General features: G+C 71.7%; 13 protein-coding genes. 3 read left to right on the top strand and 10 right to left on the bottom strand.

Annotated features, from left to right (window positions below):
* Positions 1 to 61 precede the first annotated feature (61 nt).
* A complete protein-coding gene (locus tag ASF18_RS06400; RefSeq protein WP_056350262.1) occupies positions 62 to 895 on the bottom strand; it encodes a 3-keto-5-aminohexanoate cleavage protein in 834 nt (277 codons plus the stop codon).
* Positions 896 to 1,036: 141 nt separating this feature from the next.
* On the opposite strand from ASF18_RS06400, the gene aroQ reads away from it, so the two are divergent.
* Positions 1,037 to 1,480 (top strand): type II 3-dehydroquinate dehydratase, encoded by a 444-nt coding sequence (gene aroQ, locus ASF18_RS06395; protein ID WP_056350260.1) that lies wholly within the window; start codon positions 1,037 to 1,039, stop codon positions 1,478 to 1,480.
* A gap of 3 nt (positions 1,481 to 1,483) precedes the next feature.
* Here the strand turns inward: aroQ and ASF18_RS06390 are convergent, their stop codons facing one another.
* From ASF18_RS06390 to ASF18_RS06380, 3 genes are all read right to left on the bottom strand, one after another.
* Entirely contained in the window at positions 1,484 to 2,476 is a 993-nt protein-coding gene (locus ASF18_RS06390; RefSeq protein ID WP_056350258.1) for a DUF808 domain-containing protein, read from the bottom strand.
* A gap of 176 nt (positions 2,477 to 2,652) precedes the next feature.
* The gene (gene ssb, locus ASF18_RS06385) at positions 2,653 to 3,228 is read right to left on the bottom strand and encodes a single-stranded DNA-binding protein (protein ID WP_056350257.1); all 576 of its coding nucleotides are present in this window, start codon (positions 3,226 to 3,228) and stop codon (positions 2,653 to 2,655) included.
* A gap of 207 nt (positions 3,229 to 3,435) precedes the next feature.
* Positions 3,436 to 4,452, bottom strand: coding sequence for an NADP-dependent oxidoreductase (locus tag ASF18_RS06380; RefSeq protein WP_056350255.1), 1,017 nt, complete (start codon positions 4,450 to 4,452; stop codon positions 3,436 to 3,438).
* 190 nt (positions 4,453 to 4,642) lie between these two features.
* Here ASF18_RS06380 and ASF18_RS06375 point away from each other — a divergent pair, with 190 nt between their 5' ends.
* A complete protein-coding gene (locus tag ASF18_RS06375; protein WP_056350253.1) occupies positions 4,643 to 5,041 on the top strand; it encodes a DUF4174 domain-containing protein in 399 nt (132 codons plus the stop codon).
* Between the two features lie 73 nt (positions 5,042 to 5,114).
* Here ASF18_RS06375 and ASF18_RS06370 read toward each other — a convergent pair whose 3' ends face one another.
* Positions 5,115 to 5,627: a hypothetical protein gene (locus ASF18_RS06370; RefSeq protein WP_056350251.1), complete on the bottom strand. Its 513-nt coding sequence runs from the start codon at positions 5,625 to 5,627 to the stop codon at positions 5,115 to 5,117.
* A 239-nt stretch (positions 5,628 to 5,866) separates the two neighbouring features.
* On the opposite strand from ASF18_RS06370, the gene ASF18_RS06365 reads away from it, so the two are divergent.
* Positions 5,867 to 6,673 carry a phosphodiester glycosidase family protein gene (locus ASF18_RS06365; protein ID WP_056221731.1) on the top strand — a complete coding sequence of 269 codons (807 nt, stop codon included), beginning with the start codon at positions 5,867 to 5,869 and terminating at the stop codon, positions 6,671 to 6,673.
* 114 nt (positions 6,674 to 6,787) lie between these two features.
* On the opposite strand, the gene ASF18_RS06360 is transcribed toward ASF18_RS06365, so the two are convergent.
* The 5 genes from ASF18_RS06360 to ASF18_RS06345 all read right to left on the bottom strand — a co-directional run bounded on the left by ASF18_RS06360 (position 6,788) and on the right by ASF18_RS06345 (position 10,939).
* On the bottom strand, positions 6,788 to 7,084 hold the full coding sequence (locus tag ASF18_RS06360; protein ID WP_056221728.1) for a hypothetical protein: 297 nt from the start codon (positions 7,082 to 7,084) through the stop codon (positions 6,788 to 6,790).
* Between the two features lie 28 nt (positions 7,085 to 7,112).
* Entirely contained in the window at positions 7,113 to 7,280 is a 168-nt protein-coding gene (locus ASF18_RS24235) for a hypothetical protein (protein ID WP_200917522.1), read from the bottom strand.
* A gap of 81 nt (positions 7,281 to 7,361) precedes the next feature.
* Positions 7,362 to 7,721 (bottom strand): hypothetical protein, encoded by a 360-nt coding sequence (locus tag ASF18_RS06355; protein WP_056221724.1) that lies wholly within the window; start codon positions 7,719 to 7,721, stop codon positions 7,362 to 7,364.
* An 86-nt stretch (positions 7,722 to 7,807) separates the two neighbouring features.
* Positions 7,808 to 8,926 (bottom strand): NADH:flavin oxidoreductase/NADH oxidase, encoded by a 1,119-nt coding sequence (locus ASF18_RS06350; RefSeq protein WP_056350249.1) that lies wholly within the window; start codon positions 8,924 to 8,926, stop codon positions 7,808 to 7,810.
* Positions 8,927 to 8,998: 72 nt separating this feature from the next.
* Positions 8,999 to 10,939 (bottom strand): propionyl-CoA synthetase, encoded by a 1,941-nt coding sequence (locus ASF18_RS06345; RefSeq protein ID WP_056350246.1) that lies wholly within the window; start codon positions 10,937 to 10,939, stop codon positions 8,999 to 9,001.
* Positions 10,940 to 10,992 lie beyond the last annotated feature (53 nt).

The raw sequence follows: 10,992 nt of genomic DNA, 5'->3' as shown, positions 1-10,992 counted from the left end.
CCCCGCAACCAAACTCAACAAAAAGCCCGCCCCGGTGAAATCCAGGGCGGGCTTTCGACGTTCACGCCTGCCCCAGGCCCAGGAAGGCGCGGGCCTCCGCCGGCGTGGCAACCCGACGGCCGTGCCGCCGTACGGTCTCCGCCGCCAGGGCGACGAGTTCGGCATTTCCGCTGGCGAGGCGCTCCCGGGTGATCCGGATGTTGTCCTCGAGGCCGGTCCGCACGGCATGCGCCCCGCGGGCGAGCGCCCAATCCATCACCTTCGCCTGATGCCGCCCGATCCCGGCCGCCGTCCAGGTCGCCCGGGGCAGGATGCGGCGCATCTCGCCGAGCATGAGGTCGAGGAGGTGCGGGTCCGCCGGCATGGCGTTTTTCACGCCCATGACGAACTGGACGTGCGGGCGGTCATCGATCAGCCCGGCCTCCACGAGACGCAGGGCGCCGTGAAGATGCGACAGGTCGAAGATCTCGATCTCGGGACGCACGCAGAACCGCTTCATCTGACCCGCGAGGTCCGTCACGAGGGTCGTGGGGTTCTCGTAGACGATGGTCGGAAAGTTCACCGACCCCGTGGAGAGCGAGGCCATGTCGGGACGATGCGACAGGGACAGGCCCCGGCTCGCCGGGTCGCGCCCCCGCCCGCCCGTGGAGAACTGGATCACCATGCCCGGGCAGGCCCGGCGCAAGCCCTCCTGGACGGCGGCGAAGCGGTCGGGATCCGAGGACGGCGTCTCGTCGTCGTTGCGCACATGGATATGCGCGAGGGTGGCCCCGGCGGCGTAGGCGGCCTGTGTCGAGGCGATCTGCTCCGCCACCGTGACCGGCAGCGCCGGGTTGTCGGATTTGCGGGGCACCGAGCCGGTGATCGCGACGGCGATGACGACGGGCTCGTTCATGAAACGTCCTCCTGTGCGGATGCGGCGATGGGCGCCCCTCCCCGCCCGGCATGGCCCGCGCGGGCGGCGACCGCAAGCGCGCCGCGCCGAGCGCGACAGGTCCCTTTCCGGGCCCGTCCACCCGCCTTAAGACTGGCGTCCATGCACGACACGATCCTGATCCTGAACGGCCCGAACCTCAACCTGCTCGGCCAGCGCGAACCCCACATCTACGGGCACGAGACGCTGGCGGACGTGGAAGCCCGGTGTCGAACCCTGGCCGCCGGCTTCGGCCTCGCGGTCGCCTGTCACCAGAGCAATGCCGAGCACCAGCTCATCGACTGGATCCAGGCCTACCGGGTGGGCTCGGCCGGGATCGTGATCAATCCGGGCGCCTACACGCACACCTCGATCGCGATCCTCGATGCCCTGAACGCCTGCGAGGTGCCGATCATCGAGTGCCACATCTCGAACGTGCATCGGCGCGAGGCCTTCCGCCAGCACTCCTACGTCTCGCTCGCCGCGACCGCCGTTATGGCGGGCTTCGGCACACATGGCTACGAACTCGCGGTTCGGCACATCGCCCACCTGCGCGGTGCCTCCTAGATTTCAGGCGGCCCGGGTCCGCAGCCGGGCCAGGCTGCTCCAGGCCGGTGCCAGGAGGAAGCTCGTCACCGGGATCAGGGCCGCGCCGACCACGAGACCGACGAGGCCGGAGCCCGCCGCGGTGACGAGCCACTCGACCGTCCCGGCGAGGGGACCGGCGACGCCCGCCGCCCCGGCCGCCACGGCGTGGATGGCGTGGCCGATCTGGGGCAGGCCGTAGCCCTCGAGGCCGTGCACCAGGATGCCGCCGCCGACCCAGATCATCGCGGCGGTGCCGACGATGGCCAGGATCTTGAGAAAGCCCGGCATGCCCTTGACCAGGGCGCGGCCGAGGCCGCGCACGAGGCTGCCGAAGGCCGAGCGCGACCCGTTGGCGGCCATCGCGACCCCGGCATCGTCCGCCTTCACGATCAGGGCGACGCCGCCATAGACCGCGACGGTGATCCCCACCGCCACCACGGCGAGGACCGCCGCCCGCATCCAGATCGAGCCCTCGGGCAGGGCCGCGAGGGTGATGGCCATGATCTCGGCCGAGAGGATGAAGTCCGTCTTGATCGCACTGGAGACCTTCCGATCCTCCAGGGCCTGGGCATCGCCGGCCGCTTCGTCGCGCTTCGCCGCGTGGGCATGGGCCTTGTGCGGGAACAGCGCCTCGTAGACCTTCTCGGTGCCCTCGTAGCAGAGATAGGCCCCCCCGAGCATCAGCAGGGGCGTGATCGCCCAGGACGCGAAGGCGCCGAGCGCCAGGGCGGCGGGCAGCAGGAACAGCAGCTTGTTGCGCAGGGAGCCCAGCGCGATGCGGCCGACGATGGGCAGTTCGCGCTCGGCGGCGAAGCCCACCACGTAGCGGGGCGTCACGGCGGCATCGTCGATGACGACGCCGGCCGCCTTCACGCCAGCGCGGCCCGCCTGGGCGGCGACATCGTCGAGGGAGGCCGCCGCCACCTTGGCGAGACCCGCGACGTCATCGAGAAGCGCGATCAGTCCGATGCTCACGGGAACCCCTGCCTAGCCGGCCATAGTCCCCGCGCCGGATGGCGCGGCGAGCTTGGCCTTTACAGGAGACGAACGAGGCGGCCATTTGATCCCGGAGCCGCGCCGATGACCGTCGGGACCTAGCGTCCCGTGCGATCAACGACGCGGGGTCGACCCTTGACGACGCGGGGTCGACCCTAGAACGGAATGTCGTCGTCGAGGTCGAAGTTCGGCTTCGAGCCGCCGCCACCGCCGCCCGAGGCGGGCCGGCGCTCGCCGCCGCCCGAGGGGCGACCGCCGCCGTAATCCCCGCCGCGGTCGCCGCCGCGTCCGCCACCACCGCCGCCGCCACCGCCGAAATCGCCGCCACGGCTGATCTGGCCGCCGCTCTCCTCGTCCATGCCCATCTCACCGCCGCCGCTGCGGCCGTCGAGAAGGGTCAGCTCGCCCCGGAAGCGCTGGAGCACCACCTCGGTGGTGTACTTCTCGGCGCCGGACTGGTCCGCCCATTTGCGGGTCTGGAGCTGTCCCTCGATGTAGACCTTCGAGCCCTTGCGCAGGTACTGTTCCGCCACGCGGGCGAGGTTCTCGTTGTAGATCACCACCGAGTGCCACTCGGTCTTTTCCTTGCGCTCGCCCGACATCTTGTCCTTCCAGGACTCCGATGTGGCGATGCGCAGGTTGACCACGGGATCACCGGAGGCGAGGCGCCGTGTCTCGGGGTCGCGCCCGAGATTGCCCACCAGGATCACCTTGTTCACGCTGCCGGCCATGCCGCTCTCTCCTACCGATCGATCTCACTGCGCGCTGCGGCCCCGAACGACCGGGTCGCCGCCCTGTCATGGGCCTCTCGGGCCCCGGCGGCAATCGCGGTCGGCGGGCTGTCCCCGTGACTCTCAGGGAATCGGGGGGATCTGTATGTTCTATCTTTGTTCCGTTCGTGAGGCAAGGCGTCCCGAGGGAAGCGCCCTGCCCTCCGCTCAGCGGATTCGGACGATGAGCTTGCCGAAATTGCGGCCCTGGAGCAGGCCCGCGAAGGCCTCCGGGGCCTTCTCCAAACCGTCGACGATGTCCTCGCGATGGACCACGAGGCCGTCGCGCAGCCAGGCCCCGACCTCCTGCAGGAACGCGGATTCCTGGGCGGCGAAGTCCCAGACGATGAAGCCCTGGACATGCAGGCGCTTCGACAGGATCGCGCGCATCAGCACCGGCACCCGGTCTGGGCCGGGCGGCAGCTCGGTGGCGTTGTAGCCGGAGACGAGGCCGCAGACCGGGATGCGGGCGAAGTTGTTCAGGAGCGGCAGCACCGCGTCGAACACAGCGCCGCCGACATTCTCGAAATAGACGTCGATGCCGTCGGGGCAGGCGGCGGCCAGCGCGTCGGGGAAGTTCTCGGCGCGGTGGTCGATGGCCGCGTCGAAGCCGAGGGTGTCGCGCAGGAAGGCGCATTTCTCGGGGCCGCCCGCGATGCCCACCGCCCGCGCGCCCCTGCGCTTGGCGATCTGCCCGACGAGGGAGCCCACCGGCCCGGTGGCCGCGGCCACCACCACGGTTTCGCCGGCCTTGGGCTTGCCGATGTTGAGGAGCCCCGTATAGGCCGTCATGCCGGGCATGCCGAGGATGCCCAGGGCGGTGGTGACGGGTGCGGCGTCCGGATCGAGGCGACGCAGGCCGCGGCCGTCGGAGACGGCGAAGTCCTGCCAGCCGCCGAAGCCCACCACCGTTTCGCCGACGCGGTAATCGGGATGCTGGGACTCGACCACCTCCGCCACGGTGGCGCCCACCATGGTGTCGCCGATCGCCACCGGCTCGGCGTAGGATTTCGCCGCGCTCATGCGTCCGCGCATGTAGGGGTCGAGGGAAAGCCAGCGGTTGGCGAGCAGCACTTCGCCCGCCTTCGCCACCGGCATCCGCGCCTCCTCGAGCCGGAAATGCGAGGCGTTCGGCTCACCGTGCGGACGGGCGGCGAGGACGATGCGGCGATTCACGTGGGTCATGGGGCGGCTCCAGGGTTTTCGCGATGGGGTTCGCGAGAGGCGACGGGCGCGCCGTGGACGCGCCCGTCGGGAGATCTCCCGACAGATGGGACGGCGGCAGCCGATGACAATTCCGTGCGGGTCGGGCGACGGGTCCGGCGGCCCCTCCGCGCGTTGTCCCGGAACGGCGACGGGCACGGGAGACATCGGGATGGCACGCGGATGGCGGATGATCGGGGCGATGCTGCTCGGCGTCACGGCGGCCCAGGCGGCGGAGAACCCGCTGGCGCGGGAGCGCTGGACGTCGCGGGTGCTGGTGATCTCCGCGCCCGAGCCCGGCGATCCCCGGGTCGCGGTCCAGCGCGCCGAACTGGAGCAAGCCCGGGCTGGCGTAAAGGAGCGCGATCTCGTGGTCCGCGAGGCCGTCGGCGATTCGCCCGGGGCCCGGAACCTGCGGGCGGTCCTCGGGCTCCCCGCGGACGGGTTTCGCGTGGTGCTGGTGGGCAAGGACGGCGAGGCCAAGCGGACTGCGACGGCGCCGATCCCGGCGGACGCGCTGTTCGAGACCATCGACGCGATGCCGATGCGCCGGGAGGAGAGGCGTCGCTGAGGCGCGGACCAGCGGCCAACGAAAAGGGGCCGCACGCGGCGGCCCCTCGAAAAACGCCGATCAGGCGATCCGATCAGTAGCAGCGCTCGACCAGCACCCGGCGGTAGCCGTAGGGGGTCCAGCGCACGCGCGGGACCGTGTAGCAGCCGCCGCCGTAGCCGTAATCGTAGGCGCCGTAGCCCACCGGGGCGTAGCCGTAGCCGTAGCCCGGGCCGTAGCCTCCGTAAAGACCTCCCGCCGCCAAGCCGAGGCCGACGCCGAGACCCAGGCCGCCGAGCCCGTAGCCGTAGCCGCGCCCGTAGCCGCGCCCGTAATATCCGCCGCGGTAGCCACCGAAGCCACCGCGATAGCCGCCGAAGCCGCCGCGATAGCCGAAGCCGGCATGGCGGAAGCCGCCGCCGCCGAAGCCACCCCGGAATCCACCGCCACCGAAGCCGCCCCGGAAGCCGCCGCCTCCGAATCCGCCGCCGTGGAAGCCGCCACCGTGGAAACCGCCGCCACCGAACCCGCCGCGCGCTTCCGCGGTGGCGGGAATCATCGCGAGCGCGCCGATCATGGCCGCCGAGGCCAGAACAACTCGTTTCATCACATCGTCTCCGAAAGAAGCCGAAACGTCCCCTTGGACGCACAAACGCGGTGGCACCCGGAAGGGTTCATGCGCGTTTCGACTCTCCCGTCATCGTGAAGCGCGCCGAGCCCCGCCCGGCCCCGGTGGTCGCCCCGGACATCGGGCCGCCCTTGAAATCGCCCGGGGTTTCGGGCGAGGAAGCGGGGCCGGCCGCCACGATCCTCCGGCGGGCGCGGTCGAGGGGGATGCGGGTGACCATGGTGCAGGATGTCGTGCGGGCTCGCGTTCGGATACGCCGTTTCCCGGTCCCCGCCCTTCTGCGCGCCGCCCTCCTGAGCGCCGCCTGCCTCGCCCTCGGCGGTCCGGCCAGGGCCGCGCCGGCGGCCGCCCCTGCCCCGGCGCCCTGCCGGGCCGTCCAGGCGGAGGGCGAGGCCTACACCGTCTGCACGGTCGACCTGCGCCGCGAGCGGGTGCGGCTGTTCTGGCTCGGGGCCGATGGCCTGCCCTATTCCTCGCTCTCGACCCTGGCGGAGAAGCAGGGGGCGTCCCTGCGCTTTGCCATGAATGCCGGCATGTACGACAAGGGCCAGGCCCCGGTCGGGCTCTACATCGAGGACGGGCGCGAGCTGAAGGGCGTTTCCACCGCCAACGGGCCGGGCAACTTTCACCTGAAGCCGAACGGCATCTTCTGGGTGAAGGGCGAGCGTGCCGGCGTGATGGAGACGGGCCGCTACCTGCGCAGCGCCCCGAAGCCGGATTTCGCCACGCAGTCGGGGCCGATGCTCGTCGTGGACGGGCATATCCACCCCAAGATCTCCGCGGACGGCCCGAGCCAGAAGATCCGCAACGGGGTCGGGGTCCGCGACGACGGCCGCACCGCCGTGTTCGCGATCTCGGAGCGGCCGGTGAGCTTCGGCGCCTTCGCGCGCCTGTACAAGGACACCCTCGGCTGCCGCAACGCGCTCTTCCTCGACGGCAGCGTGTCGAGCCTCTACGCCCCGTCGATGAACCGCTCGGACCTCAGCCGCCCCCTCGGCCCGATGGTCGGGGCGGTGGCGCGCTGAGGGACCGCCCAGACCCAATCCGTCCGATCCCTTAGGGATGGCGGATCGGGGCTTCGCTCGAGCGCCGCGCAGGCCTGCCGATCCGGGCGCCGCTTCGATCGAGCGGAGCCGATATCAGGCATCGTCCTCGCGGCCGAAGACCTCGCCCTCCTCCGCCAGCCGCGCATCGGCCTCGTCGCTGCGGAGGATCTGCAGGGCGCGGTACTGCTGGAGCAGGCCGCGCAGGCGGATGTTGGCCTCGGTGCAGTCGGCGGGCTCCGGGCTGTCCGCCCCGCAGCCCGCGATGGTCTCGGCCGTCTGCCGGTCCACGGCGGCGCGGTCGGCCGCGCTCAGGGCTTCGAGGTCGCCGAGGCCGAGTTCCAGCGCGATGAGCTCGGCGATCTCGCGCCGCTTCTCCTCGATCTCGGACATGTTCCCTCCGGGTCCGGTGCCGCCCCGTCTACAGAACGGTCAGCGCCGCCAGGTCGATCCAGGCTTGCCTCTCGTCGCCGTCGACGTCGCCGTCGACGAACCAGCGGCAGAGCGCCCGATCCCCTTCCAGGGCCACCACCGTCATGGTGGCCTCGTTGTCCTCGGATGCGACGTAGTCGCCGACCTTGATCGCCACGGACTGCCTCTTCGCCTCGCTGCTGCTGAACCTGACGCGGGCTGGCCTGGGTCTCAGGCGCGCTTCGCGCAAGCCCGGGTCTCAGGCGCGTTTCGCGCGCTTGCCGAACGCCACGGACAGGCGGGCGCGTACGCCCTCCGGGATCTCCGTGCGGGACTCGATGCGGACGGACGGCATCTCGGCCCCGATGGTGCTGCGCGGGTCGAAGGCGAACTGCAGGTGGCGCAGGCCGAGTTCGAGCCGGGTGACGCCGTCCGACTGGGTCAGGTCCTCGCCGAAGACCTCGATCAGCGGCCCGTCGGGATCGCCCTTCTCGATCTGGATGATGAAGTAGCCCGCCGGCTCCTCCTCGTCGTCGGCCCCCGAGATCAGGGTGATGCCGTTCTCGATGTCGAGGCGGACTCGTTCCACCGCGAAGGTCGTGACGTCGTCGTCGTCCATGCTGCGTGATCTCTCGGGAAACGCCCGCTTCGGCGGGGTGACTGAAGGAAAGCGGTCGGGGCCTTCGAGGTTTCGCGGGGGCCCGCTCAGCGCTGTCCGTGCTGGGTATCGGTGAAGAGGTCCTTGAACTGCCGCGGCTGCGAACGCCAGTACTGCCGCGGCGCGCGCACCTGCGCGCCGAGTTCGGCCGCCGCGTGCCAGGGCCAGCGCGGGTTGTAGAGCAGGGCGCGCGCCAGGGAGACCGCGTCGGCCCGGCCCTCGGCCAGGATCGATTCCGCGTGGGCGGCCTCGGTGATGAGCCCGACCGCGATGGTGGTGAGGCCGGTCTCGGCCTTGATCCGCTCGGCGAACGGAACCTGGTAGCCGGCCGAGAGCGGGATTTTCTGCTGCGTGGAGAGGCCCCCGGTGGAGACGTGGATCGCGGCCGCACCCCGGCGCTTCAAGGCGTGGGCGAGTTCCACCGTCTCCTCAAGGGTCCAGCCCTCCTCGACCCAGTCGGTGGCCGAGACCCGCATCCAGACCGGCTTGCCCGCCGGCACGGCCTCCCGCACCGCCTCGAAGCATTCGAGCGGGAACCGCATCCGGTTGGCGAGGGGGCCGCCATACTGGTCGGTGCGCTGGTTGGAGAGCGGCGACAGGAACTGGTGCAGCAGGTAGCCGTGCGCCCCGTGAAGCTCGAAGCCTTCGATGCCCAGGCGCAGGGCCCGGCGCGCGGTGGCGACGAAGCCGTCGCGGATGCGCTTCAGCCCTTCCGAATCGAGGGCGTGCGGCGCCACCTCGCCTTCCCCGTGCGCCAGGGCCGAGGGGGCTTCCGTGCGCCAGCCATCCGGTACCTCGGGGGCGATCTGCGCGCCGCCGTCCCAGGGGGCGCGGCTGGAGGCCTTGCGGCCCGCATGGTTGATCTGGATGGCGATCGGCACCGGCGCGTAGCCTCGCACCGCGTCGAGGACGCGGCCCAGCGCCCGCTCGGTCTCCTCGGAATAGAGCCCGAGGTCGGTGGGCGAGATCCGGGCCTCCGGCGAGATCGCGGTCGCCTCCAGGGTGAGGAGCCCCGCCCCCGACATCGCCATCTGAGCGAGATGCATCAGGTGCCAGTCGCCGGCCTGGCCCGCATGGGCCGAGTACTGGCACATCGGCGCGACGATGATCCGGTTCTCGAGGGTGAGGTTGTCGAGGCGCAGGGGCTCGAACAGGCGGGCGGTCATGCGGGGCTCCGGCGTGGCTGCATCCCCGCATAGGTGGCGCGCCGGCGCGCGCTTGGCTACCCGCCCGCCCGACTACCCGGCCCCGATCCCCCGGTCCTTCAGGCTGGCGCCGATCTCGTCGAGCACCCCGGCATCGTCGATGGTCGGCGGGGTGGTCCAGGGCTCCCCGTCGGCGATGCGCTTCATGGTCCCGCGCAGGATCTTGCCCGAGCGGGTCTTGGGCAGCCGCTGCACGGTGAGCGCCAGCTTGAAGGCCGCGACGGGGCCGATCTGCGCGCGGACCAGGGCCACGAGCTCGCCCTCGATCGCCTGGGTCGGGCGCGCGACGCCCGATTTCAGCACGACGAAGCCGCAGGGCTGCTCGCCCTTCAGGGCGTCGCGGATGCCGATCACCGCGCATTCGGCCACGTCCGGGTGGCTCGCCAGCACCGCCTCCATGCCGCCGGTGGAGAGCCGGTGCCCGGCGACGTTGATGATGTCGTCGGTGCGGCCGAGCACCGTGACGTAGCCGTCGGCATCGACGATGCCGGCATCCGAGGTGTCGTACCAGCCCGGATACGTGGCGAGGTAGCTCGCGCGGAAGCGTGCCTCCGAGCCCCAGAGGGTCGGTAGACAGCCCGGCGGCAGGGGTAGCCGCAGGACGATGGTGCCCATCGTGCCGGCGGGCACCGGCTTGCCGGCCTCGTCCAGCACCGCGAGGTCGTAGCCCGGCATCGGCACGCCGGCGCTGCCGTGCTTGACCGGCAGCCGGCCGAGGCCGACGGGATTGCCCGCGATGGCCCAGCCGGTCTCGGTCTGCCACCAGTGGTCGATCACCGGGCGGCCGAGGGCGCGCTCGGCCCAGGCCACGGAATCGGGGTCGGCCCGCTCGCCGGCCAGGAACAGGGAGCGGAAGCCCGAGAGGTCGTAGGCGCCCACCCGCTCGGCGCGCGGGTCCTCCTTCTTGATGGCGCGGAGCGCCGTCGGGGCCGTGAACAGGCAGGCGGCGCCGGACTCCGAAACCACCCGCCAGAGGGCTCCGGCATCGGGCGTGCCCACCGGCTTGCCCTCGTACAGCACCGTGGTGCAGCCGTGCAGGAGGGGCGCGTAGACGATGTAGGAATGGCCCACCACCCAGCCGATGTCGGAGGCGCAGAAGTAGGTCTCGCCCGGCGCCACGGCGTAGAGGTTGGGCATCGACCAGGCCAGCGCTACGCAGTACCCGCCGGTGTCCCGCACCACGCCCTTGGGTTTTCCCGTCGTGCCGGAGGTGTAGAGGATGTAGAGCGGGTCGGTGGCCGCCACGTCCACGCAGGCCGCCCGCCGGCCGTCGGTCTCCGCCCGTGCCACCGTATCGGCCCAGTCGTGGTCGCGCCCCGGCACGAGGTCGGCCGCCGCCTGCGGGCGCTGCAGGATCAGGCAGGCCGCCGGCTTGTGCGCCGAGGCGGCGAGGGCGGCGTCGAGGAGCGGCTTGTAGGCGACGACGCGGCTCGGCTCGATGCCGCAGGAGGCGGCCAGCACCACCTTCGGTGCGGCGTCCTCGATGCGGATCGCCAGTTCGTTGGCGGCGAAGCCGCCGAAGACCACGGAATGGACGGCGCCGAGGCGGGCGCAGGCGAGCATGCCGAACAGGGCCTCGGGCACCATCGGCATGTAGATCACGACGCGGTCGCCCCGGCCGACCCCGAGGTCGCGGAGCACCCCGGCGAGCACGGCCACCGCATCGCGCAGGTCCGCGTAGGTGATTCGGCGCTGGGTGCCGGTGACGGGCGAATCGTACAGGATCGCGGCCTGGTCGCCGCGCCCGGCCGTGACGTGCCGGTCCACGGCGTTGTGGCAGGCGTTCAGGGTCGCGTCGGGAAACCAGCGGCCATAGGCGCCGAGCGTCGCGTCGAAGGCCCGGGTCGGCGGGCTCGCCCAGTCGATCGCCCGGGCCGCCTCGAGCCAGAAGGCCTCGGGGTCGGCCAGCGAGGCGGCGTGGGTCTCGGCATAGCGGCCGGGCCGCGGATTCGGGGCGTGGGGCGTGGCGTCCATGGCGTGTCCTCGCGGAACCGGTCATGATGCCGGTTTCTCGGCACTCTACCGGA

Origin of the sequence: Methylobacterium sp. Leaf89, from assembly GCF_001422215.1 — a bacterium.
Taxonomy (GTDB): domain Bacteria; phylum Pseudomonadota; class Alphaproteobacteria; order Rhizobiales; family Beijerinckiaceae; genus Methylobacterium.
The sequence above is the reverse complement of the archived record's forward strand: the minus strand, read 5'-3'. Positions and strand labels throughout refer to the sequence as shown.